The sequence below is a fragment of the Nocardiopsis halotolerans DSM 44410 genome, assembly GCF_000341065.1.
In the GTDB taxonomy this organism is placed as follows: domain Bacteria; phylum Actinomycetota; class Actinomycetes; order Streptosporangiales; family Streptosporangiaceae; genus Nocardiopsis; species Nocardiopsis halotolerans.
Window position 1 is genome coordinate 1 of the sequence record NZ_ANAX01000294.1, and the last position, 24,703, is coordinate 24,703.

The window sequence follows — 24,703 nt, forward strand, 5'->3', positions numbered from 1 at the left end:
GACCCCGCCGCCGTACGTGTTCTCCACCGGAGCCACCGGGCCAGCGATCGCGGGGGGCGGGCCGGTTGGCCCGCCCCCCGCGATCGCGTTCCTAACCCAGCTGCCCGGCCACGTACTCGCCCCCCGGCTGCCGGGTGATGACGTTCAACCGGTTGAACGCGTTGATGAGGGCGATCTGCGCCACGAGGGCGGCGAGCTGGTCGTCGTCGTAGTGCTTGGCCGCGTTCGCCCACACCTCGTCACTGACACCGCCGCCGTCGGCGAGCCGGGTGCCCTGCTCGGTGAGTTCCAGCGCGGCCCGCTCCGCGTCGGTGAAGACCGTCGCGTCCCGCCACGCCGCGACCAGGTGGAGCCGGACCGACGTCTCACCCGCGCGCACGGCCTCCTTGGTGTGCATGTCCAGGCAGCCCCCGCAACCGTTGATCTGGCTCGCGCGGATGTTCACCAGTTCCTGGGTCGCCGGGGGCAGGGACGTGTCGGCCACGACCCTGTGCGCCGAGACGAAGTGCTTCACGAGCTTGGGCCCGAGGTCGCTGCCGTGGAAGTCGAGGCGGGTTTCCATGAGATCTCCTTCGTCCGTGGTGGATCGTCGTCTACCTGACGGAACGGACCGCCAGAACGTGACACCGCGATGCGAGGATCCTCGCGATGCCCGGCCGTGTCCCCGGTTCACGAGGAGGACGCCCCGGCGGCCGCGGGGATGTCCATCTCCGCGAGGCGCCGTGGACCGACCACCGACAGGATCTCGACGATCCGGCCGTCGACCACGGTGCACGCCATCACGCCCAGCGGTGCGCCGTTCGCGTTCCACACCGCGATCCCCGGTTCGCCGTTGACCAGGACGCGGCGCGCGGTGACCCTCGCGCGCATCCCGCGCCGGAACTCGTCGGACACCTCGGTCGCCCCCAGCCTGACGACCACACCACCCGCCGTGTGGGCGCGCAACCTCACCTCTGGATCGAGCACCCGCAGCAACCCCTCGAAGTCGCCGCTCCGCGCCGCCGTGAGGAAGGCGTCGACCACCGCGCGCTGCCGTCGCCGCTCGTCACCGGGGCGGTGCCCGTCCCGTACCTTCCGGCGGGCCCGGCTGGCGAGCATCTTGGCGGCGTCGGTGGACCTGCCGAGGATCTGGCCGATCTCATCGAAGGGCACCGCGAACATGTCGTGCAGCACGAACGCCAGCCGCTCGGCGGGGCGGAGGGTGTCGAGCACCACGAGCAGCGCGAGCCCCACCGCGTCGGCGAGCAGCGCGTCGTCCTCGGGGGCCCCGTCGTCGTCCTCGGTCACCACGAACTCGGGAAGCTCCTCGTACGACGCCTCGGCCCTGGCCCCGCGCGAGCGCAGCATGTCGACGCACACGCGCCCCACCACGGTGGTCAGCCACCCGGCGAGGTTGTCGATCGAGGCCGCGTCCTGGCGTGCCAGCCGCAGCCACGCCTCCTGCACCGCGTCCTCCGCGTCCGCCCGCGTCCCGAGCATCCGGTAGGCCACCGCCACGAGGCGTCCGCGCTGCTCCTCGAAGGCCTCCGCCACTTCCTCCGAAACCGATCCGGTCATGTCGTTACCTTCCCCACGCGAGTTCCGTCATGGAACATGACGTGCCCGCGGGGGGAGAGGTAACAGTCGGGGGAGACGTGTGCGCCTTCCCGTCCTCACCGGAGGCGCGTTCGTCCAGGCGTCGCCTGACAGGGTACGGGCCGGCCAGCCGAGGCAGGCAGGACTTTTCTTAATGTAATCGATACATTCTTTCTGTCAACCCCATGGGGAAACGCGGAGCGTGTACATATGTCCACTTTCCGCTTTCCTCTTCTTTCCTCGTCGGTGTTCCCCTGGGGTTGTATGGAGTACCTTTGCATTACGTCTGATGTTTGGGTGAAGGGTGGGCGCAGGGGTGGCTCTCTTCGGTTCTGGTCGGCGCGCCCGCAACTCCAACGGAAGTGGGCTGGACGGGCTTCCTGGGATCCCCGAAGCTCCGGGCCTGCTGTGGGTGCCCTCAGGGGTCCCCGTCACGGTTCAGAATGTGCGTGTCAACGGCGGGCTTTTCTACGTCGGCATTATCCGAGGCCAGAAAACGGATGCCGGTGAGATCTCCACGGTGGACATGAGCCTGCACGTCAGTACCGATAAGCACTCCAGCCTCAAGCTCTCCGACAGCGTTCCGGTGCCCTACCATCTGCACAGCTGGCCCGCTCGCCTGGTCTACCTGCGCTGGCTGAACGACCGTAACAAGTACGTCGAGCAGAACTTCCTCCTCCTCTACCTGTGCGGCCTGGAGCGTCGTGTCCTGGCCACCCTGGACAGCAGCCGGTGGCCCGCCAAGGAGCTGCCTGTCCTGCGACGGGAGACGGAGCGCCTGCTACGCAGGCACAAACACCACACCCACTTCGCCGAGAAGGCGCGGGCCTTCCTCGACCTGCTCCACCACCTGGGCGCCCCGGGCCGGTACCACGTGGGCACGGGAGAGCATCCCGCCCCCGGTCAGCGGACCTACCGATCCCTCAACCCGAATGGCTACACCGTGCACTTCGGGACACCGCGCCCTGTGCCCAGCCGTGGAGCGGAATCCACATCCCCGGTTGCCGAGTCCTCCACCACACGCGTCGCCACCGTGGCCCCAACCGCTTCCGAACCGATCACCCGGGTAACGGCCCCCGCCCCCGACCCCGCAGTGGCCGACGCTCACCGGCCTTCCACCGCGAGCACGGGCGACAGCGACCGGAAAGAGCCCTCTTCCGCGTTGGCGGACGATGACACTCCCTTCCTCGACCCCCGTCGCCTGGCTGAGGTGCAGGCCGACGTGCGCAACTCCGACGCGCTGCTCGCTGACTTGTACGACGATGACGAGGATGAGGTGACCGGAACCCACCGCGGCCTCGCCCCCTCCACGGTCCTGGAGACGTCCCCGGGCGGTACGGGAGAGGAGGAGACCGGCACCGTCGGCGCAACCGAGGAAGACGGTTCCGTCCGGCTTGCCGCAGGACCCGCGGCGCTGCTCACGGTCCTCGCGAGCAGCACCGAGTGGCCGCGTTCGGTGGCCTCCGCGGAGGCTCGCAGGCTCGGGCTGATGCTGGGTGCCGCGTTGGAGGCCATCAACGAGTACGCGGTGGACACCGTCGACGCTCCCCTTGTGGATGAGGAGGGGCAGACCCTGTTCCTGGACGAGGAGGTGCTCGCCGATCTCCCCGTTCGGGAATTCCACGATGATGTGCGGGAGAGCGTCCCACCAGGCGGTCCGCACCCGGACACCGGCTCCGGTGAAGCCGCACCGGTCCTCGCGGGACCGAACAGCGTGTCGACCCCCGCACCGGGACTCCCCGCTGACCCCTCGACCGAGCAACCTTCCGTCACGTCACCCGTCGCCGACGGCGAGCCAACCCACTCCGCTTCCGCGCCGAGGAGACCGGAACCCCCACGTTGGGTAGGTCCAGACGAACGTGTCCACATCCAGGGAAGGGACATCGACGGCGGGCTGTTCCACCTGGGCACCCCCACCCACACGAACATCGCGCCGGAAGCGGTCGATCCCCTGCTCGCGGCGGCCGACAGCGGTGCGGCCAAGCACATGACGCTCACCACCAAGGTCAGGCCCTACGGGGATCTGAGCCCCGAGGCCCGCGCCTCCCATCTCGACTGGCTGGCCCGTGGGCGTTACGGCGAGGTCGGTGAGAACTCCCTCTTCCTCTTCGTCATCGGTGCGGAGAAGCGTGCCCTGGTCGACCTGGCGGGGCGTCCCAAAGCCGGGCCTGATCTCGGGGACCTCGTCATGGGACTGCGCGAGCTCGCAGCCCGCTACTCGACCCTGCGTCGTTTCCGAACCCGGGCGGACAGCCTGCGCGCCGTTCTGGAACGCATGGCCGCGGCCATCAGTGGAGACGACGAGGCACCGCGGCCTCCCCACGCCGCGACGCATGCGCATGGTGTGTCGCCGCACCTTCTCCATGGGCTGGGATGGCTGGCCCAGCGGGGGCGCAACGTCGACGTCGAGTGGGCCCTGTCCTGGAGCATGCACGAGCCTCGTGTCCAGCCGACCCTGCGTCTGCGCACCGACCCCGGTTTCCACGCCGTCTTCCGACAGCTCTTCGCCAGGCGCTTCCCGGACGGCATCGTCCTGCCGTCCCTGGAACGTCGGCTGGAGTGGACCTACACCCCGGTCCATCCCCGGATCGATCCCGTTCAGGTTCCCACCGGCGACGTCGCGGACTACTCCAGGTACGCACCCGCCCTGACGTCGCTGCGTGTGCTCGTCACGGACGCGGCCGACGAGTACACCAGGAGGGGTTTCTCCCCCTCATCGAAGACCACCGGAAACGTTGCGGAGACGGAGCCTGAAGCCACTCCCGCGGGCAGCTCCGGGAAGACGGTACGGCCCTCGGATCCGCCCCGTCACGACAGTGAGGACGCATCCGGTGCCTCCACCGGGGACAGCGACTCCGAAGAGAGTTCCGGTCGCTGGTCGCACTGGAACACTCCGGGAACCGCGGTCAAGGTGGGCGGATACACCGTTCAGTCGGGGATGCTCTACACCGGACACGCTCCCGACCCGGACCTGGTCGACAACGTCCAGTGGGCCTCGGCGCTCGACCCGGGTCTGCCGGTCGAGCACGCCGCCACGGTCGGGGACGAACGGGTCGCAAGGGAGATCACCAGCTACTTCGAACTCTCCCCGCGCCAGCGAGGCCAGTACCTGCTGTGGCTCTCCAGCGGACGCACCAAACCCGCTCCGGTGGTCTTCGCGAGGCTCTTCCTCAACGGTCTGGAACGCCGTCTCGTCGAGGTGCTGCGCGCCGATCGGACGGACACCCCCGACCTGGCCCCGATCAGTCGGGAGCTGGGGAAGCTGCGTGACGTCTTCGTCGTCCTTCCCGAGGTGGTCCACGACGTCGACCAGCTCATCCGCCTGTGCCGGTACGTCCACCAGGCGGGGTCGCGCGGGTCCGAGGCCCCTTCGGAACACACCCATGTCCACAGGTCCCGCTGCCCCGGCCTCGGCTCCGTGCGGGTGCCGCTGCCCCGAACGGAGACGGAGCAGGAGGGGAGCACCTCTCCCGGAGCCCGTGAACCCTCCGAACCCGACGCTGTGGCTTCCGGTTCCGCGAACTCTCCCACCGTGGGGGAGGAGCCGGAGCGGTCCGCCCCACCGCGGGTCCCCGCGGGCACCGGGCGGATACGGCCGGACACCACACCGGACACCGCCCAGAGCACGGAGCCGGCGCGGGAGCGCGTATCCGGCGCCGAGGAGCAGACCCCGATCGACGTTCCTTCCGAGGCGTCCTCCACCGAGCGATTGGTACGCGCCCATACCCTGCTCGGGCTCCAGCTCGCCCTCAGAGGTACGGGGACGGGCCCCGACGTCCGGTCGGCCCTGGTTCGTCATCTCTGCCACCTGGCCGACCTCGGACCGGAGGAGCTGATCCGTTTCCGGCTCCTCACCCATGAGCGGGAGACACCCGCGTCCCTCGCCGACCTCGTGGCCGTGCTCGCCGTCCTACCCCTGCGCGATCGAGAGAGGGCCGGGGACCTGCTTCTGGAAAGCGCCGAGGCCGTAGGTGACCCCTCCGCCCGCCAGACCGCACTCCTGCTGTGGATCCACCGCCGCCTCGGTACGGAGGGGGTACTCCGGCTACGGCTGAGTGAGCGCGGTCTCGCACCCGCCCCCGCAGGGCAGGCGGACCGTTCCGTCGACTCCGAACCCGCTCCCGAGACGGCCACCGTCTCCGCGCCGCCCACCGTTCCCGGGCTGGCGGAGCCCTACGCCCGTCTGCTGGCCGACCTGGGTGAGCGCCGTGACTGGAAGCTGACCGACGTGACCCGCCTGGCCTGCTGGTATGGACTGGGAGTCCTCGACGCCCTCGACACCATCAACGAGGCGGCCTGGAACGTGGACGAGGAGGAGGTCCTGGTGGAGGAGGACACGCGTGTGTCCGTGAACAGCGCACTGCTCAAGGAGATGACCCGATGAACCCGCCCGTGAAGAAGCCCAGGGTGCTCCAGCGCGAACAGGGGCCGCTCCTGGAGGCGCTGCGCACCGGAGTGGTTCCCGCCAAGGGAGCTCAGCTCATCCAGGTCGGCCGGGAGAAGGAGATCGCGGCCATCCTGGACAGCCTCAAACACCTCCGGGTGGGGGCGGGCACGAGCCGGTTCGTCATCGGTGACTACGGTTCCGGCAAGACCTACTTCCTTCGGCTGATGTGCATGGTGGCGCATCGCGAGGACCTGGTGACCGTGCACGCCGACCTCACCCCCGACCGGCGCTTGCAGGGCAGCCAGGGGCGGGCCCGCAAGCTCTACTCGGAACTGGTGGCCAACATGGCCACCCGCGGCAAGCCCGGTGGCCGAGCGCTCACCTCGGTGGTGGAGAGGTTCGTCGGGAGGGTCGAGGAGGAGGCGGAAGCGGACAACACCTCCGTCCGCACCCTGCTCCGTACCCGGTTGCGCCGTCTGCGCGAGCACCCGGCCGGACCCACGTTCGCCAGGGTCGTCGAGTCCTACTGGGAGGCCCACCACGAGGGTGACGAGAACAAGAGGGACCAGGCCCTGCGCTGGCTGCACGCCGAGTACGCCACCAAGTCCGAGGCCCGCGACCTCGGGGTGCGGGAGATCATCGACGACCGCAACGTGTTCGACAACCTCAAGCTCCTCGCCGACTTCGTCACCATGGCCGGATACCGGGGGCTGCTCGTGTGCCTGGACGAGATGGTCAATCTGTACAAGATCAACCATGCGACGGCCCGCAGGTCCAACTACGAGCAGATCCTCAACATCATCAACGACACCCAGCAGGGACTCGCTCCCCACCTGGGCTTCCTCTTCGGCGGAACCCCGGACTTCCTCACCAACCCGCACCGGGGCCTGTACTCCTACGAGGCGCTGCGCTCCCGGCTGGAGGAGAACCCGTACGCGGGCAACGGACTGGTCGACTACCACGGCCCCGTCATGCGTCTGGGCAGCTTCACCAAGGAGCACTTCTACGAACTGCTCAAGAAGGTCCGCGACGTCTACACCAGCAACGGACAGGATCTGCCCGGCTTCACCGACGAGGCGGTCGAGGCGTTCATGCGGCACTGTGACAGTCGGGTGGGCGAGGCGTACTTCCGCACCCCCCGCTCCACCATCAAGGAGTTCGTCGGCCTCATGGACGTGCTCCGGCAGAACCCCCAGGCGCGTTGGACCGACCTGATCGCCCGGGTGGAACTGGTGCCCGAGGCCAACCCCGACCTGCTCCCGACCGCAGCCCAGGACACCGACGATGACGAGCACCTCGCCGCGTTCCGGATGTGAACCGGCCCCCGACGGGAAACGGAGCGGGTTCGAACTGCTGGACCGCTCCGTGCAGCACTGGGTGTGGCGGCGCCGCTGGCCCTCCCTGCGTCCGGTCCAGGAACGCGCCGTCGCCCCCATCCTCGCTGGCGACACCGACGTGATCGTCACCGCCGCCACCGCGGGCGGCAAGACCGAGGCGGCCTTCCTGCCGATCTGCTCGGCACTGGTCGCCGCGGGTCGGCGGGGGACGGAGGACGACGGCGGCGTTCGCGCCCTCTACGTCAGTCCGCTCAAGGCCCTCATCAACGACCAGTACCAGCGGCTGCGCGACCTGTGCGCGGACCTGGACATCCCGGTGACCCCCTGGCACGGGGACGTGGCCGTCAACGTCAAGGAGCGGCTACGGAGCAGTCCCGACGGGATCCTGCTCATCACCCCCGAATCCCTGGAGGCACTCCTCGTCCTGAACGGCAGTGGGGCCGGGAGGATGTTCGGCGCGCTGTCCCACATCGTCATCGACGAGCTGCACGCCTTCCTGGGTACCAACCGCGGTGCTCAGTTGCGCTCCCTCATGGCACGGGTCGAGGCCGCCGCCGGACACAGGGTCGCCAGGGTGGGGTTGTCGGCCACTCTCGCCGACCTCGGTGGGGCCGCGGAGTACCTGCGTCCCGGAGGGGGTGACCGCGTGGTGATCGTGGCCGACGAGCGGGAGGGCAGGCAGGTACGCCTGCAGGTTCGCGGTTATGTCGGGGACCTCACCGAGGATCGGGGAGCGGGCGCGGTCAGCGCGGACGTCGCCGACCACCTGTACCGGACCCTGAGGCGCGGACACAACATGGTCTTCGCCAACTCCCGCGCCGGGGCGGAGGGCTACGCCGCACTGCTGGCCGAACGTGCCGAACGCGACCGGATCGCCAACCCCTTCCTGCCTCACCACGGCTCCCTTTCGGCCGAACTGCGCTCGCGGGCCGAGGAACACCTCAAACAAAGGTCGACACCGGCCACCGTGGTGTGTACCTCCACCCTCGAACTCGGCATCGACGTGGGGTGGGTGGACCGAGTGGTGCAGGTGGGGGTCCCTCCGGACGTGGCGGGCCTGCGGCAGCGCCTGGGCCGCTCGGGCAGGGGGGATGACCCGGCACGGTTGCTGGTCTACGTCACGGAGCAGAGCCGACCCAGGGATCCGCTGGGGCGCCTGCGCACCGCTCTGGTGGAGACGGTCGCCATAGTCGACCTGCTGCTGCGTCGCTGGTATGAGCCCCCTCGTCTGGACAGCCCCGACCTGTCCACGCTCGTCCAGCAGATCCTGGCCCTGGTCACCCAGGAGCACGGCACCACCGCGGCGCGCCTGTACCGCGTGCTGTGCTCGTCGGGGGTGTTCCCCGGGGTGGACCGGGACGCCTTCACCGCTCTGCTCCGTGGGATGGGCGGACACGGACTGCTCGTCCAGGAACGCGGCGGCCTTCTGTTGCTGGGGCCGGAGGGCGAGCGCCTGGTCAACCACTACTCGTTCTACGCGGCCTTCACCACGGTGGAGGAGTTCGAGGTGGTTGCCTCCGGAAACCGGATCGGCACGATACCGGTGCGCCCCTCACTCATGGCAGGAACACCGCTGACCTTCGGTGGGGCCACGTGGCGGGTGATGGAGGTGGACCGGACCGAGGCCCGTGTCCTGGTCGAACCCGCTTCGGTCGGGGGCCCGCCTCCGGGGTTCATGGGAACCGAATCGCCGGTCAGCGACGGGGTGCGGGCGCGCATGCGCGAGGTGTACACCAGCGCGGACAGCCCCGCCTACCTGGACGAGGCGGCTCGGATCCTGCTGGAGGAATCGCGTTCGGCCTTTCGTGATCTGGGCCTGCACCGCTCTTCGGCGCACGCGTACGAGGACGGCCTGTGCGTGTTCACCTGGCGGGGCGACGTCGTGATCGACACCGTCTGCCAACTGCTGCGCCGTTACGGGGTGGCGGCGTCACGGGCTGGATGCGCACTGTTAGTCAGCGACGCCACCCCCGAACGTCTGGCCGAGACCGCCGGACGGCTGCTGCGCGATCCCCGCCCCGAGGCCGTGGAACTGGCCGCGGAGGCCCAGGACAGGGCCGTGGACCGCTACGACGCCTACCTGCCCGAGGCACTGTTGAACCGGGCGCACGCGGCGCGAGCCCTGGACGTGCCCGGTGCCTTCGAGGTCCTGGCCGAACTCGCCGACCGAACAGGGGTGTAGGCGGGAGGGGGACGATCCCACAGGTGGCTGGCCGGAGTTCGGCTCCGGCCAGCCACGGGGTCACCCTCGGGTTCCGTCAGCGGTGGACGCTTGGGGTCACCGGCTGATGGAGACGACCTCCAGCCTCGCTTCCAGGCCCTTGAGCATGTTGTCGGTGTGCAACAGGGAGATCTGGGCGAAGGAGAAGAGGGAGTCCGCGGTGACCCGCTCACCTTCCTTGAGGAGGATGCCCAGAACCACGGTCGGTTTCTTGAAGCCCCGGTCGGCCGGATGGTCGGGGGCGAGCGCGTCGAGCTTCTCGGCGAACCTCTGCCGGGCCTCGGCGTCGTACCTGAGCGTCTCGACGCACATCCTCGCCTGGGCGAAGAGGTGGTTGAGCGGAGCGGTGCCGGTGGGGGCCTTCTTGACGTGGATGAGCTGGCCTTCGGGCCCGAGCACGTCGCAGACCTCCCAACCGCCGCCGTTGAGCCGTGCGGTGTGCACGTTCTGCTTGTCCAGGTGGACGTAGCCCTCCCGAGCCGCAGCGTCCTCCTTGTTGTATTCTCCTTCGCTCCTGTCTTTGGGCCAGGGCGGCAGGGTCACACCGCTGGAGCGTTCGAGAAGCTCGGTGACCCGTCGCTTGACGGTCTTCAGATACTCGGCTCCCACCTCGTACCACTGGCCCTGCCACAGGAAGTAGTGGACGTTGTCCTCGGTGACCTCCGCCGTGAGCCACCGCGCGGCGGGCACCTCGCCACTGAGCGTCTCCTTGGCCTCGGTGTCCGCGAACATCTGGACCTTGCCCTTGCGCAGCGTGCTCAGGCGTTCTCCCACAGGGCGTTCGCGGACGGGGAGCGTGAGAACGTCGGCGTCGAGTTCGGACAGGTTCCGCGTGCGGCCGGTCAGTTTGACCCGAAAGGTCTCGGCCGCGTCGAAGCCTTCCCTGCACTCGGATGGCACGGCCAGGGCGACTCGGCCGAGATCGCCGGTGCCCAGCATCTCGTCCAGACGCTCGTCCAGGTGTTGGGCCAGGTCCGACTTGCCCCGCAGGGGCAGCACGTGGGTGATGAACTCGAACTCCGGCAGGGGATCGGACCGGTCGCACACCTCCTCGATGGCGTGCAGGTCATGCATCAGGCCCTCCGGGGTCCGCCCCAGGCGCAGTTTGACCGACCGGTCGTTGCCGGTGATGTGGGCGGAACGCTCACCGTCGCTGGTGAAGGTCAGGGGAACCCCACTGATCTTTCCGGCGATCTGGCTGACGATCTCCCCGAACTCCTCGATACCGAAGCCGCGGATGTGCTCTCCGGAGGCGACCGAGTTCTCGTCACTGCGCCCGCGCGCGTCCATGACCTGTCGGCGAACCCGGGTCACGCCGTCCTTGTCCAGGCAGCGCACGGCGAAGTGGATACCGAAACCCGAATCGATGCGCGCGGGCTCGATCATGAGGTGTCCCATGCCATGGCTGAGGGCGTAGACGTGCTTCTCGGTACGGACGAGCAGCAGGCCGAACGAGGTCCGGTTCTCCTCGGCCACCGCGAGTCCGGTGAGGTCGGCCAGGGTCGCGCACCAGTCGGCGGAGCCCGGGCTGACCGTTCCGGTGACCAGCAGCCCTTGGACGGGGCCGTTCTCCACCTCATGGGCCTGAAACCCCTCACGGTCCAGGTAGCGGGGGCGCACCAGGGCACGCAGGTTTCCGGTGCCGTCGTCGGTGAGTCGGTAGAGGGAGGTCTTGCGGGTGGTCGGCGGCTTCTTCGGCTTCCTGGTCCTTCGAGTGGTCATGGTGGTACGTCTCCTCGCTGACGTGCGGGCTGGGATCGGGACTACGAACCTCCGGTGGAGTGGGAGGGCCGCCCCGTGCGGCGGGCGGGGCGGCCCGGTGGTCAGGCGACGTCGCCGACGAAGTAGACGGTTTCGCGCACGTAGTCGTCCATGTCCTCCCAGTCGCTGAGCGTCAGCTCGACCTGGAGGTAGGACTCCTCCTCGGGGAGCACGCAGCCGTAGCCCGCGGTGGCGGTGCGCCCGTCCATGACGGCGGAGGTGAACCCCGAGCCGGTGTCGTCGGTGTACACCTCCTCGGCGGTGCGGCCCTCGTCGCCGACCTGGCAGGCCAGCGACAGGTAGGAGAGGTCGACGGGGGCGCCCGTCGCGTTGTCGAACCGCACGTCGAAGTACACGTACGGGGTGCTCTCCGGCATGTCCCACTCGCCGGTGACGCGGCGCTCGACACCCGACAGGCGGACGGTGAGACCGTCGGCGTAGGTGTACTCGGAGCCGAACTCCTCCTCGACGGCGCTGGGCGGCTCCTCCTCGGCGGGGGCCTGGGTCTCCTCCTGCGCGGCGGGCGCCTCCTCCGTGCCCTGCGCGGGCTCCAGGCCCACGATCTGGTTCTCGTCGGGCGCGTCGGCGCAGCCGGTGGCGAGCGCGAGCAGGGCCAGGGACAGGGCGCCGCTGAGGGCGGGCTTGACGGACTTCACGGGGGATCTCCTCCATCGGTGGGAAGTGGCGGCCGGGAGGGCCGCGTCCGGATGGTCACCGCGTGTCCGGGAGCCGGACCGTCGCGGTGAGAACAGCATGCGGCCCCGCACCGGCTATGGAGAAGGTGGAGAAGTGACAAGCGGGGTTGTCAGAAGGCTCGGGAACAATGGTGCCGACGCGGGCGTCGCGGCCCCTCGCGCGCACGCGAAGGGCCGGGGAACCCTCCCTCGGGTTCCCCGGCCCCGTTGGCGGCCTACGGGCGGTACTCCGCCCGGCGCTCAGTTCCCGGCGGCGGGCGCCTCCACCCCCGCGAACTTCTCCATCTGCTTGATGACGTCCTCGATCGCCTGCTTCTCCTGGTCGGGCGGGTAGTCGAACTTGGCCAGCAGGCGCTTCACCCGGTTACGCAGCTTGGCCCGCACCGGCTCCCGGGACAGCCAGTCGGTGCTCAGGTTCTTCGCCACGTCCTTGACCAGGGCGCGGGCGATGTCGGCCAGGACCTCGTCCTTCATCAGCTCCCGGGCGCTCTCGCTCTTGCACACGGCGTCGTAGAAGGCCAGCTCCCTGTGGTTGAGCGGGGGATCGAAGCGGTCGCCCCGCTGGAACTCGGCCATGGCGTCCTGCGCCAGGGAGAACAGCTCGGCCAGCACCTGGGCGCTCGTGAGCTGCTCGCGCATGTAGCGCATCATCAGCGCCTCCAGGCGTTCGGTGAACCGCTCCCGGCTGATGGCGTTGTGCCGGGTGGCCTCGCGCATCTTTTCCTGGGCGAGCCGGTGCAGTGCCTCCACCGCCAGGTTCGGGGTCTCCGAGTCCTGGAGGCGGCGCAGCTGGGCCTCGTTGAGCCGGGTGATGTCCAGCCGACCCAGCCCCGACTCGGCGTACAGGTCGGTGATCTCCTCCGCGTCCACCGCCGAGGCCGCCAGCTGTGACAGGTACATGCTGATCTCGGCGGGCAGCGCCTCGCCCCGGGCCTCGCGGTTGGCGGCCTCGATCTTGACCACCCAGGCGCGCAGCTCCACGAAGAAGGCGATGTCGTCCTTCCAGTGCTCCAGGTCCTCGAACCGCTCGCTGATCTGCGAACTCATCGCGCACAGCTGGTAGAAGCGCTCCAGTCTGGTCGCGCTCTCACGGAAGCGCTGCGACAGGGACCTGCCGTCCCCGTCCTCGGGCTCGCGCCGGGCCTCGCGGGAGACCAGGTGGTCGGAGACCAGCTTCAGCGCCCGCAGTCTTGAGCGGTCGCCGCTGGCGGTCAGGAGCCTGCGCCAGTCGATGCCCGACAGCAGGCCGCAGATGGTCTCGTACTCGTTGCGGACCTCGGTGATGGCCCGGTCGATGTCCCGGCCCAGGGTCCCGTCCCGCCGGTCGCCGGACGAGTACTCGGCCAGGGCCTTGCGGAGGTTCTCGGTCAGCGGGGCGTAACCCACGAGCAGGCCGTCCTGCTTGCCGTGGAAGCGCCGGTTGACGCGGGCCAGGGCCTGCATCAGGTTGGCGCCGCGCATGGGCCGGTCCATGTACATGGTGTGGATCGGCGGCGCGTCGTACCCGGTCAGCAGCATGGAGTGGACGATGAGCAGCTGGAGCTCGTCGTCGGGGTCCTTGGCGCGGGCCTGGACGGTCTTGTGCTCGGAGGGGCGCAGCGCGTGGGCCTTGAGTTCGGCCGGGTCGGAGGGCTCGCTGTGGAAGACCACCTTCATCACGCCCGTGTCGGGACCGGTGCCCACCCACTGCGGGCGCAGCTCCGCCAGGGCGTCGAACATCTTCACGCACACCTCGCGGGTGGCGCACACCAGCATGGCCTTTCCGGGGCCGCCGAGGTCGGGGCGGACCCGCTGGGAGCGCTCCTCCCAGTGCGCGACCAGGTCCTCGGCGAGCGCGGCCACCCGGTCGGGGGCGCCGTAGAGGTTGTTCATCTGCATGGCGGCCCGCATCGCCTTGCGGCGCTCGGCGTCGTCCATGGCGGCGGTGAGCGTGTCGGCCTGCTCGTCCAGGTCGGCGGGGTCGATCTCCTCGGGCAGCGACACCGGGATGAGCCGCGGCTCGTGGTAGACGCGGACGGTCGCCCCGTCCTCGACCGCGCGCCGCAGGTCGTACACGTCGATGTAGTCCTCGCCTGCGCCGAACACCTCGCGGGTGTTGGCGTCGGCGCGCGAGAGCGGCGTTCCGGTGAAGGCCAGGAGCGTGGCGTGGGGCAGCGCGTCGCGCAGGTGCCGGGCGTAGCCGTCGAGGCTGTCGTAGTGGCTGCGGTGGGCCTCGTCGACGATGACGAGGATGTTGCGCCGGTCGGACAGCAGCGGGTGCTCGGCGCCCGACTCGCGCTCAGCCTTGGTGCGCCCGAACTTCTGGAGGGTCGTGAAGACGATCCCGCCGGTGTTGGTGTTGGTCAGTGTCTCGCGCAGCTCCTGGCGGGTGTCGGCCTGGACGGGGGCGGTGCCCAGCAGCTCCTGGCTGGCCTGGAAGGTGCCGAGGAGTTGGTCGTCGAGGTCGTTGCGGTCGGTGACGACCACGACGGTGGGGTTGTTCAGCGCCGGTTCGCGGGCCACCAGGCCGCTCAGACACACCATCTCCTCGGACTTGCCCGAGCCCTGCGTGTGCCAGACCACGCCCGCCTGCCCGTTGGTCTGGGAGGCGCGGACGACGGCCTTGAGCGCCTTGTTCACCGCGAAGTACTGGTGGGCCTTCGCGACGCGCTTGCCGTGCTGGTTGCCGCTGCTGGTGAAGTTGACGAAGTTGCGGGTCAGGTCCAGGAAGCGGGCCTGCTCGAACAGCCCGCGCAGGGCCAGGGCCAGCGCGTCGGGGGCCTCGGCACCGGACTCGGAGTGCTCGCCGTACTCGAAGTCGGGGCTGTCGGGCGGGTTGCCCCCGCCGTCCACGTTCCAGGGGGCGAAGTGCTCGAAGGGCGTGAACGGGGTGCCGTACTTGGCGGTGACGCCGTCCGAGACCAGGCACAGCACGTTGTAGCGGAACGCGGCGGGGAACTCCTCGGCGTAGGTGCCCAACTGGGCGTGGGCCCTGGCGAGGGTGGTGCGCGAGTCGGAGCCGTTCTTGAGCTCGATCACGGCCAGGGGGAGGCCGTTGACGTAGAGGACGACGTCGAACCGGCGCTCGTGGTCGCCGTCGACCAGGCGCACCTGGTTGACCGCGCGGAACGTGTTGGCGCGCGGGTCGCGGAAGTCGACGAGGCGGACGGTGGGGGAGTGCTCGGCGCCGAAGTCGTCGGTGTAGGTCAGGCGGATGCCGGAGGTGAGGTAGCCGTGGGCGAGCCGGTTCTCGGGCAGCGGTTCGCGCGACTGGGGGGTCGTGGCGGTGGTCATGACCTGGTCCACCGCGGTGGGGGTGAGCTCGGGGTTGAGGCGTTCCACGGCCTCGCGCAGGTCGTTGTGGAGGATGAGGTCGTCCCAGACCCGGCGCTGTCCGTCGGGAGCGGGGGAGAACTCACGGCCGGGGGCGGGCCGCCAGGCGAGCTCGCCGAGCTCGTCGAGGGCGTGCTGCTCCCAGTCGGCCTCGGTCATCCGGCCGGATGCGGCGGGATTGGCGGAGGAGGGAGCGGTGGCGCCGGGTCTGGGGGGTGTCATGTAGCGTCCTCCACGAGTTTTTCAGCGTCCTTGACGCGGAGCTTTCCGGACATCAGTTGGGGGAGAAGGGTGTCGCGCAGTTCCGCGAGTATGCGGGATTCGGCGGTGAGTGACTTCATGTGAGCGAAGGCCTTTGAGGTTTCCGCCCCGAAGTCGCGCAGCTCTTCCTCGGTGGGCTGGCGGATGAAGAAGTTCGATGCGTCAGCTGCACTGACCCGCTGACGTCCGGATGTCCCTGCCATCTTCTGTATAGCGTGGTTCCTGAAGCGCTTGTTGCGTGCCAGGAAGTAGCTGAACTCTCGGGGGGTGTTGGTGTGGGATCGCATGACGATGAACTCAGTGGATCCCATGCCGATCTGTCCGTCGTTCATGAAATCGACGTATCCGGTTTTGCCGTTCTCCAGGCATGGTGTGATGCGAGCCAGAAGGGTGTCGCCATTGAGGAATCTGCTACCTGACTTGGGTTTCCGGTGGGTCCAGGAAGAGATCGGTGCGCGATCTGTTGGCAGAGCAGCCATGTCTACGTAGACGGCTTCCTCTTCCGTGGGTTTCTCTGTCTTCGGGTTGAACTCAACAAGCTTTGTTGCTGGGGTATTGGGTGTGTTTTCCTGCTGGTCTGTGTTAATGATGTGATCGAACTTGGCCTGGAGTATCTCCTCGTAGACAGTGAGGGTATGCTCGTTGACTGCGATCTTGTCGTCCAGTGCGCCGAGTGCAGCGGCGATGGCCTGCTGCTCTTTGAGGGGTGGCGTATTGATTGGCAGACTTTTTGCTGACGAGACATTGAAGTGCTGTTGAACAGCCCCAACGGTGTGGGCTCGAATGAAGTCTTTCGCGGTCTCGTTGATTGCATAGCAAAGAAATCGAGTGTCGATTTCTGGTTTTGCTCGCGCGATTATGATGTCAGAGCAATTTGCCGAAGGGAGATGGCTGGGGATTACTGCCGCCGCTCCAGGTTCTCCGGTGCGGACTATGACAATATCACCAGGTTGGAGCTGGGTTTTTTTCAACTTCTCGTGGAATGTGGGGCTTACATGCTTTATTGATGTTAGGTCAATTTTCCCACGCTTAATGTTTAGCGATCGAAGGAAGGGGATTCCTGCGTCGGTATATTGGGAAGTCATGGAGCCAACATGGCCTACGGTGATTTTGCTGCACAGGTTTTCGAGTAGCTGAATTTTCCACTCGTTCATCCGATCCTCCCGAGCTGCTCGCGGACGACACCCTCAAGGCGCTTGGACTCGTCGAAGTGCTCGAAGAGCTCCTTCGTCAGGCGGGCGATCTTCTCGTCCAGAGGTTCGGCGTCCGGGTCTTCCTCAACCTCAGCCGCTCCCACGTATCGCCCGGGGGTGAGCACGTACTCGTGCTTGGCGATCTCCTGGAGCTTGGCCGAGTAGGCGAAGCCGGGGACGTCCTCGTAGGTCAGCTTCTTCTTCCTGGCGGATTCGGTACCGCGCCAGGCGTGGAAGGTGTCAGCGATCTTCGCGAGGTCGTCCGGAGAGAAGATCCGCTCAGTGCGGTTGATCATCTCGCCCATCTCCCGGGTGTCGATGAACAGCACCTCACCGCGTCGGTCACTGGTCGCCTCGGCGCCCTGAACACCCTTGTCCCTGGTCAGAAACCACAGGCACGCCGGGATCGCCGTGGTTCGGAACAGGTTTCCGGGCAGTGCCACCATGCACGCCACCAGGTCCGAATCCACGATCGCCTTGCGGATCTCGCCCTCACCTGAGGCCTGGGAGGACATCGAACCGTTGGCCAGTACCACACCCGCCATTCCTCGGTCACCGAGCTTGGAGATGATGTGCTGCAACCAAGCGAAGTTGGCGTTACCAGCCGGGGGAAGGCCAAACTTCCACCGCTTGTCGTCCGTCCGCCGCTCCCACGGGTGCAGGTTGAACGGCGGGTTGGCCATGACGAAGTCGGCCTTCAGGTCAGGCAGCTTGTCATCAGCGAACGTGTCCGCCCACCGCTTTCCGACACCCTCGGGGTCCATGCCGTGGATGGCCAGGTTCATCTTGGCCAGACGCCACGTGCGCTCGTTGGCCTCCTGGCCGTAGACCGCGAGATCGTGGGTGCTGTCATGCCCCTTGCGCGCCTCGACGAACTTCTGCGCCTGGACGAACATGCCACCGGAACCGCAGCACGGGTCGTACACCCGCCCCTTGTACGGCTCCAGGATCTCCACCAGCAGCTCCACCACGCTCTTCGGCGTGTAGAACTCCCCGGCCCGCTTGCCCTCGGCCCGCGCGAACTGCTCCAGGAAGTACTCGTAGGTCTCCCCGAGCACGTCCTGTGCGGTCTTCTCCCCGTCACCGGTGAACCGGGCGTCGCTGATGAGGTCCACCAGCCCCTTCAACCGCTTCTGGTCCACGTTGTCGCGGTTGAAGATCTGCGGCAGCACACCGGTCAGCGGCCTGTTCTCCGACATGATCTCGCCCATCGCGTCGTCGATGAGCTTGCCGACGCCCTCGGGGGTGCTGGCGGCGTTGTCGGCGATGTACTTCCACCGGGCCTTCTCCGGCACCCAGAAGACGTTCTCCTCGGTGTAGGAGTCCTGGTCCTCCAGGAAGGCCGCCCGGCGGTGCTCGGGGATGCCGTCTTCCTCCAGCTCGACGACGAGCTCTCGACGGCGCTCCTCGAAGGCGTCCGAGACGTATTTGAGGAAGACCAGCCCCAGCACGAACTCCTTGTACTGGGCGGCGTCCATCGACCCGCGCAACTGGTCGGCGGCCTTCCACAGGATCGCCCGGATCTCCTCGGGGGTGGAGGCGCTGAACAGCTCTCCCTGTTGGGCGTTGGCGCGCTTGCGTGGCGGCATGTGCTGTGTTCCTTCTGGGTTGTGGTTGCCGTCCGGCGACGCGACCACCCGGGGAGGGAAGGTGCGGAGCCGGAGCAGCGGGGAGATACGGAAAAGTCTGTCAGTTGGTGGGGACGGCCAGGGTCCCGTCACTGAACCCGGCGGCGCTCAACCGCCGGATCGTGTCGAGTTCGGCGTACTGCTCGTCCAGCAGCGTGCGTCTGCGTTCGGCCTCGGCGAGCACGGCGTCCAACCGGGCCACCTCCTCCGGGTGCAGGTCGGGCAGGGCGACCTCACTGACCCCGCGCGCGGAGCGGACCGCGCCCGAGGGGCGCTGGACGGAGGAGGCCCCTTCGAGCAGCAGCGTCAGCACCCGGGGCGTGAGCGCCCGCCTGGCCTCGCGGTTCACCCGCAGGATGCGAGCGGGGAAGGACACCACCGAGGCCCCCTCGTGGTCGATCATGGCCCCGAACTCCGGGCCGGTCGTGTACACCACGTCCCCCGGTTCGGTCAGGTCCGCGTGGGGGTACTCCGCAGCGAACACCAACCGGTCGATCCGCCGACCGTCGCGCGGCGCCCGGCCCAGCACCTCGTTCGGCCCCAGCACGTCCAACTGTCCCCGCGGGTCGATGTGCTCGGGCGCGATTCGGTGGCCTTTGACCGGAACGACGCGGCCCTGCCTGATCAGGGTTCCCACGGTCACCCGTTCCAGCGCGGGCCCCACCCGGCGCACCAGCCCGCCGCGCAGCGGGCCGCGCGCGTCCTCGTGGGATCGCGCCCTGCCCGCCGCCTCGGACAGGCGGGCCTCGGCCTCGGCGATCAGGGCCGGACGATCGCGAACCGTGCGGGACAGTGTCCGCGACACCGGCGGCCCCGGCGGCACGAGAGCGTCGCCGAACCGCTTCTCCAGGTCCTCAATCCGCACCGGCAGGCCGTACCGGGGATCGTGGCCGCCCAGGTGGTGTCCCTCGGCCCGCCAGAGCAGGATGTCCTCGGCCAGGGCCTCCCCTACACCGGAGTCCAGGGAACGGGCGCCGATGTCGCTAATGAGCACCCAGCCGACTGCGGACGGTACTGGATCCCGGCGCAGGGTCCACAGGGCGCACCCGTAGCCGGGCCGGTAGGGGTCGGCGCCTCCGGGGAGGGTGGTGACCGACTCGACCAGTTTGCTGCGCAGCAGGCGCGAGCGGATCTGCGCCTCGTGCGCGTCCAGTTCACCGACCAGCGCGTCCGCCGGGCCCACGACCACGGCGGTGCGCCCGGGGCGGAGCAGCACGCTCAGTTCCTCGATCTTCTCCAGCGCCTGAGCCCGGGAGCGGCTCTCCCCGGCCTGGTAGGGCAGGGTGGTCACGATCAGATCGAGGTCGGCCAGCCGCTCCTCCAGCTCGTCGCCCGCCTGCACGTCCAGGTCGAGTTCGGGGACTCCGGCCAGGATCAGGCGGCGGCGGGTGAGCCGGGCCAGTTCGGCGCGCTCCTCGGCGGCCAGGACCGTGCTGTCGGAGGGGTCGTCGAGTGCGGCCACGACGTCGCGGAGCAGGTCTCCGCACAGTGCGTGGGGATCGGCGACGGTGAGGTTTCCGTCCGGGGAGGCGTGGCCCAGCGGGTCGGAGACCCGCACGATCAGGTTGCGCAGCTCGGGGGAGAGGGAACCGGTGTCCGGACCGGTGAGCCCGAGGCGGTGCCGGTCGGCCATGAGGTGTTCGTGGGCGCCGCCGGGGGTGTAGGCGGCCTCGATCAGCTCTTCGGCCAGGGGAGCCAGGCGGGCGGAGAGCGCGGGATCCTCGCTCAATTCACGCAAGAAGAACTCGTCGTCGGAATCCATGCGCTCCACCCGGGCGAGTAGCGCGTCCTCTGTGGTGCCGGAGAGGGGTTTCTCGTCCATGTGGTGCAGGCACAGCAGCGAGCCGAGCACGGAGACCAGGCGCTGCGCGCCGATCTCCTCGGCGAGGCGGACGAGGCCGTGCGCGACCAGTTCCGGGCCGATCTCGTCGGCGGGGGTGTTGCCCAGCCCGGTGGTGGTGAGCCAGTCGGCGACCGCGCGGCCGTCGAACCAGGTGCGGTTGCCCCTCTCCGCGACGGGAGCGGGGAAGTCCGGGTAGCGGCGCCGCCAGGTGGAGACTACCGGGCGCTGGACGCGGGCGAGGGTCGCGATGTCGGACAGGGAGAGCAGCGGGGGTGACGACGGCATCCGGTGCTTCCTCGCTCTCTGCGCTGGGGGTGAAGGCCGGGGGTGAAGCGGTGAGGCCACTCTAGAGCAGAATCCCCGATCGCGTGGGGGTTTCTCTGATAACCCGGCTTATCGGTTCTCCAAGGGGTTTGTGGCTCTGGTTCTGGCTACCGTCTTCCCAACGGCGTGAGCGGTCAGCCGCTCACCTTCCACCGCACGGCATCCGGTGCTCCACCGGCACTGGCGAACTCCGAGGACCCCTCATGAGCCGACAGAAGTCCCGACCCCGTAAGACCGTCCGTCCGCCGCGCGTCGCCCGCCCGCGCAGCTGCGGCAAGCGCTGGTTCAAGGACCGGATCAGCGCCGAGCTCGCCTTGGCCGCCATCCGTCATCACGGCGAGGACCGGACGGACAAGATGCCCCGGCGCACCTACGAGTGCCCGGGCTGTCACGGGTGGCACCTGACCTCCAAGGGGAATCTGCCCTACTCGGCGCGTGTGCCTTCGGTTCCTGGTGAGGGGGCCCTGATTCCCCGGCCCCGCCGTGCGGAACCCCGGAGGGTGGATGAGCGGCGGAACCTGAGGACCAACCAGGCGATGCGCGCGCACCGGGTCGTCCAGGGTCTGGAGCCGTGGGTGGCCGCTCATGTGGAGGACCACCTCGCCGAGCACGGGCGCGGGCCGACCTGGCGTGAGGTGGAGGCGGTGTTCGGCTGGAACCAGTGGGAGGGCGCGCTGGTCATCCGGTTCCTGGTGGACCAGGGGTGGTTGGGAGAGGCCGAGGGGAGCCCGTGCCTGCTGCCCGGTGAGCGTGCCCTGAACTGCGAGGAGGGTTGAATCGATCCCGGAGCGTCAGCGTTGGGATGCTGCGGGACAGCAAGGTTTCAGAAGCGCATCAAACCTGTTCCGATTTTAGGTCGCCCCTGATTCTTGTTGATTGGCGAGGTTGAATGTTGTAAACATAATTTTATGTTGACTTCGACTGTTTGATTGGTTCTTTGGGTGCGTGCTGGGGTTCATGGTTCAGGAGCGACTCTGCTTTGAGTGGCTCTGGTTCTCTGTTCTCCTTGGGGTGGCCTGCCTCTCTGATTTTACTAGGTTCAGTGGAAAGTATCGAGGCGTTTATTTCCTTCGAGCTTATCGTGGCGGTCGCATAGTTTTTAGGAGGGGTAGTGCAGGTTCTCTACGTTGTTGACTTTGGCGTGTCTCCTGTTCAAGAAGGAGTAGATCCCTACCAGGAGGCTCTCGCGTGTGTCAGTGAATGGTTGACCTTCGCCGCAGGTGATGGTGTTCCTGTTGAATTGCTGCAGGGCAGTGGGGGCAAGGAGCTGAACCCAAATAAAGCAGGGGACCCTCGAAAGGCGGCCTGGGAAGTGGCCGGTTCAGTTTCTCATCGTGCGCTGCGTGTTGAGGTTCGGGATGAGAATCCTGAATTGGATTCCTTCTTCGTTACACGTGTCACCTTGAGTGACATAGAAGGCAAGGTTGGGATTCGTATATCGATGGCGCGAGAGACTTCTCCGACATGGCTTTCTCCTGCGCCACCCCCTGTTCTGCGCCAGCCAGGAATTGTTCGTTCGCTCATACTCAATGAAAATATCCTGATTTCTGTTTCCGGGCAGCAGCAGGATGGTCGCTATATTCCAGTGCGTACGGATCTGGAGGTAGAGACCTTGGTCGGTGCCATTCAGAATCCTGCTCGGCTGCCCCTGCTATTGATGCATACTCGTACGCTCGCTGCTCTTGATACTGCCAAGGAGTCGGCGAACAAACTCATTGGCCTTGTTCGTGTAGTCACCCTCGACTACCGAGCCTCTCGGAGCCTCTACGAACGTTTGCCTGGATATGCTCCTCCTTATGCGGGTGCGCGTTTGGTTTGGAGCGACCCTGAAGCTAAGCAAATGACATTCGATGAGGCTGAGGTCAATGGTGGGAATCCAGGGTATCTTCGTGATCGCCTTATGCGGGTTCTTTCTCCGATTTCCGTTCTCGCGCGTGGTATCGATCATGCCTTCCGTGAGGCTCGCCGGGCTGAGATCAGCCAACAGAGTACTGAGGCTCGTAGTCGTTCGGAACTGGCTAAGGCAAGCGGTGACATGGAAGCGCGCCTGGATGCTATCCAAGAAGAACTCGAAGTCGCACGTATTGAAGCTGAACAGTGGAGAATACTTGCTACAGAGGAAGAGGATAGGGCTAACCGATTTCAGGCTCAGGCTGAAAAAGCGCCGAAACTGGAAGAGCAGGTAGAACAATTGCTCTATGCGCTCCGTGCTACTCAGGATGCCCAAGGCCGTCCGAATGAGCCGGAGGATGCATGGGATAACCTTCCCGAACTAGTTACGGGAGATGTCAGTAGCGCTGAGGATCTATTTCTGCATCTAGAGGACCTTTCGTCCAGTAGAATTGTCTTTACTGCTCATGCCAAAAATAGCTGGAAAAAGAGCAAGTATCCCTTCCCTTCGGAAATGCATGAATGCCTTGTCAAGTTGGCTCGGGTGTCGATTGCCCTGTACGACGGCACTGACCGGTCTATGCCGCATCTGGATACCTGGATCAGAGACGAATTCGACCTGAAAGTTTCCTTGCAAGATCAAAGAATTGAGCGAGATCGTAAGCTTCGTGATTTCCTCTACGAGAATCGGACTTGGTCGCGAACCCCTCACGTCAAAGTCAGGGATCATACTGCCCCCTCGCAGGTCGGTCGTATCTACTTCGCCTTCGATTCCGAGCATGGGCGCCTGATCGTTGACCACGTTGGTCTGAAGCTCTACTGATCTCCGTAAGTGGGGTGTTGAGGAGCTTCTATAAGTGCTGGTGTGAACTGGCAGCGGTGTTCGGCCGAGGGGAACCTGTGCCTGTTGCCCGGCGAGCGCGTGGGGGATGGCTGAGACGCACGGGTGGAGAAAGTAGTGGTGCCCGGCCGTGTTTCGAACGAGGGATACGGCCGGGCACCACTGTTGTCTGGTGGTTAGCGGGAGAGGGCGGCGGTGAGGAAGCCGGTCCACTCGGTGGCGGGGAAGGGGAGGTGTCCGGCGTCGGGGTGCTTGGAGTCGCGGATGGCGGCGCCGCAGGGGAGGTCGGCTACCTCCACGCATTCGGCACGGTTGCCGCTGTAGCTGCTCTTCCAGAAGCTCGCGAGGATGTGGGCCACCTTGACACACTCAACCCTGTCACTGCTGTAACTGGATTTGAAGAACCGCAGCTCGGTTCTGGTGGTCATGTCAGTGCTCCTGCTCCATGATCTGCTGGATGAAGTGGGTCGTGTGTGGAGCTTGCAGCGCTGCTGAGTTCAGGTGCGAGAAGATCGTGACATAGCGTTGCACGTCATCGGCTTCCTGGACAAAAAGGCTGGCTGTTGCGGATTCCGTGTAGGCGATGCAGGGGTCAGCCGGATTGGGGAAGTCCAGCAAGACGAAGGAGCCAGACAGGCCAGCGTGCATGCCCGCGTCGAAGGGCAGCACCTGGATGTCCACGTTCTTCCTGGTGGCCATGTCCAACAGGTGTTGCAGCTGCTCCTGCATGATCTGCGGGTCGTCGAGCTGTCTCCTCAGGGCTGCCTCGTCAATCACGGCCCAAAAATGCGGCGACTCGACGCGGACTCGTACGAGCAGGTGATTGCGGCACTCGAAGTCCTCAGTGAGTTCGGGTCGTCACTGGGGCGTCCTGTGGTGGACACGGTCCACAGCTCACGGCACAAGAACATGAAGGAACTCCGCCCCGGCTCCAGCGGTCGTTCGGAACTGAGGATCCTGTTCGCGTTCGACCCCCGGCGTCAGGCGATCATGCTGGTGGCGGGAGACAAGTCCCGGGACTGGAACAAGTGGTACACCAGGAATATCCGGATCGCCGACGACCTGTTCGATGAGCACGTCGAAAGGCTCAGGAAGGGGCAGTGTTGGGTACAAGCCTCCAGGACATGTTGAACGAACGGCCCGTCGACCGGGAAACGGTGAACGCGCACAAGAGGCGGCTGCTGGAAGACGTTCTCGTCCATCGGTTGCGCGAGCTGCGTCAGGAGGCCGCGCTCACCCAGGTCGAACTCGCCGAGCGGCTGAACGTCAGCCAGAACCGGGTGTCCAGCATTGAGAGGGGTGGCATCGAGCGCACCCAGATCGACACCCTGCGGCGTTACATCGAGGCGCTCGGCGGTTCGCTGCACGTGGAGGTCGAACTCGGGGACCAGAGGTTCCAGATCGCTTAGAGCTCATATCATTTGGTGAGTCTGCG

The 24,703-nt window shown here is 67.0% G+C and carries 17 protein-coding genes; 7 read left to right on the forward strand and 10 right to left on the reverse strand.

Annotated elements, in window-relative coordinates; translation table 11 throughout:
- Window positions 1-91: 91 nt before the first annotated feature.
- Entirely contained in the window at window positions 92-562 is a 471-nt protein-coding gene (locus tag D455_RS0121760; RefSeq protein ID WP_017572802.1) for a carboxymuconolactone decarboxylase family protein, read from the reverse strand.
- 107 nt (window positions 563-669) lie between these two features.
- The gene (locus D455_RS0121765) at window positions 670-1,557 is read right to left on the reverse strand and encodes a sigma-70 family RNA polymerase sigma factor (protein ID WP_026122860.1); all 888 of its coding nucleotides are present in this window, start codon (window positions 1,555-1,557) and stop codon (window positions 670-672) included.
- 430 nt (window positions 1,558-1,987) lie between these two features.
- Here D455_RS0121765 and D455_RS0121770 point away from each other — a divergent pair, with 430 nt between their 5' ends.
- Genes D455_RS0121770 through D455_RS0121780 form a run of 3 tightly spaced genes read left to right on the forward strand, consistent with a single transcriptional unit; the run spans window position 1,988 to window position 9,481 of the window.
- Entirely contained in the window at window positions 1,988-5,959 is a 3,972-nt protein-coding gene (locus D455_RS0121770; protein WP_275040906.1) for a TerB N-terminal domain-containing protein, read from the forward strand.
- The gene (locus tag D455_RS0121775; RefSeq protein WP_017572805.1) at window positions 5,956-7,278 is read left to right on the forward strand and encodes an ATP-binding protein; all 1,323 of its coding nucleotides are present in this window, start codon (window positions 5,956-5,958) and stop codon (window positions 7,276-7,278) included. The genes D455_RS0121770 and D455_RS0121775 overlap by 4 nt, the downstream gene beginning before the upstream one ends.
- Complete coding sequence (locus D455_RS0121780) at window positions 7,247-9,481, forward strand: DEAD/DEAH box helicase (protein ID WP_017572806.1); 2,235 nt, start codon at window positions 7,247-7,249, stop codon at window positions 9,479-9,481. Before D455_RS0121775 ends, D455_RS0121780 begins: the two co-directional genes overlap by 32 nt.
- A 96-nt stretch (window positions 9,482-9,577) precedes the next feature.
- Here the strand turns inward: D455_RS0121780 and D455_RS0121785 are convergent, their stop codons facing one another.
- The 6 genes from D455_RS0121785 to D455_RS0121815 form a co-directional block, all read right to left on the reverse strand.
- Complete coding sequence (locus tag D455_RS0121785) at window positions 9,578-11,242, reverse strand: DUF6119 family protein (protein WP_017572807.1); 1,665 nt, start codon at window positions 11,240-11,242, stop codon at window positions 9,578-9,580.
- Between the two features lie 101 nt (window positions 11,243-11,343).
- Window positions 11,344-11,937, reverse strand: coding sequence for a hypothetical protein (locus D455_RS0121790; protein WP_017572808.1), 594 nt, complete (start codon window positions 11,935-11,937; stop codon window positions 11,344-11,346).
- 279 nt (window positions 11,938-12,216) lie between these two features.
- Window positions 12,217-15,510, reverse strand: coding sequence for a type I restriction endonuclease subunit R (locus tag D455_RS0121795; RefSeq protein WP_017572809.1), 3,294 nt, complete (start codon window positions 15,508-15,510; stop codon window positions 12,217-12,219).
- Window positions 15,507-16,703: a restriction endonuclease subunit S gene (locus D455_RS33160; RefSeq protein WP_083922356.1), complete on the reverse strand. Its 1,197-nt coding sequence runs from the start codon at window positions 16,701-16,703 to the stop codon at window positions 15,507-15,509. The genes D455_RS0121795 and D455_RS33160 overlap by 4 nt, the downstream gene beginning before the upstream one ends.
- Window positions 16,700-18,331 carry a class I SAM-dependent DNA methyltransferase gene (locus tag D455_RS0121810; protein WP_017572812.1) on the reverse strand — a complete coding sequence of 544 codons (1,632 nt, stop codon included), beginning with the start codon at window positions 18,329-18,331 and terminating at the stop codon, window positions 16,700-16,702. Before D455_RS0121810 ends, D455_RS33160 begins: the two co-directional genes overlap by 4 nt.
- Window positions 18,332-18,431: 100 nt before the next feature.
- Window positions 18,432-20,498, reverse strand: a complete 2,067-nt coding sequence (locus D455_RS0121815; RefSeq protein WP_017572813.1) for a hypothetical protein — start codon at window positions 20,496-20,498, stop codon at window positions 18,432-18,434.
- A gap of 242 nt (window positions 20,499-20,740) precedes the next feature.
- On the opposite strand from D455_RS0121815, the gene D455_RS34750 reads away from it, so the two are divergent.
- On the forward strand, window positions 20,741-21,313 hold the full coding sequence (locus tag D455_RS34750) for a hypothetical protein (RefSeq protein ID WP_017572814.1): 573 nt from the start codon (window positions 20,741-20,743) through the stop codon (window positions 21,311-21,313).
- A 335-nt stretch (window positions 21,314-21,648) separates the two neighbouring features.
- Entirely contained in the window at window positions 21,649-23,250 is a 1,602-nt protein-coding gene (locus D455_RS33925) for a hypothetical protein (RefSeq protein WP_152487132.1), read from the forward strand.
- Window positions 23,251-23,444: 194 nt separating this feature from the next.
- On the opposite strand, the gene D455_RS0121830 is transcribed toward D455_RS33925, so the two are convergent.
- Together D455_RS0121830 and D455_RS31310 are read right to left on the reverse strand one after the other, a co-directional pair.
- The gene (locus tag D455_RS0121830; RefSeq protein WP_017572816.1) at window positions 23,445-23,696 is read right to left on the reverse strand and encodes a DUF397 domain-containing protein; all 252 of its coding nucleotides are present in this window, start codon (window positions 23,694-23,696) and stop codon (window positions 23,445-23,447) included.
- A 1-nt stretch (window position 23,697) separates the two neighbouring features.
- Window positions 23,698-24,045 (reverse strand): DUF5753 domain-containing protein, encoded by a 348-nt coding sequence (locus D455_RS31310; RefSeq protein WP_017572817.1) that lies wholly within the window; start codon window positions 24,043-24,045, stop codon window positions 23,698-23,700.
- Window positions 24,046-24,054: 9 nt separating this feature from the next.
- Between D455_RS31310 and D455_RS0121840 the strand changes: the two genes are divergently transcribed.
- Both D455_RS0121840 and D455_RS0121845 read left to right on the forward strand, forming a co-directional pair.
- The gene (locus D455_RS0121840) at window positions 24,055-24,399 is read left to right on the forward strand and encodes a type II toxin-antitoxin system RelE/ParE family toxin (protein ID WP_017572818.1); all 345 of its coding nucleotides are present in this window, start codon (window positions 24,055-24,057) and stop codon (window positions 24,397-24,399) included.
- The gene (locus tag D455_RS0121845; RefSeq protein ID WP_017572819.1) at window positions 24,393-24,677 is read left to right on the forward strand and encodes a helix-turn-helix domain-containing protein; all 285 of its coding nucleotides are present in this window, start codon (window positions 24,393-24,395) and stop codon (window positions 24,675-24,677) included. The genes D455_RS0121840 and D455_RS0121845 overlap by 7 nt, the downstream gene beginning before the upstream one ends.
- Window positions 24,678-24,703 lie beyond the last annotated feature (26 nt).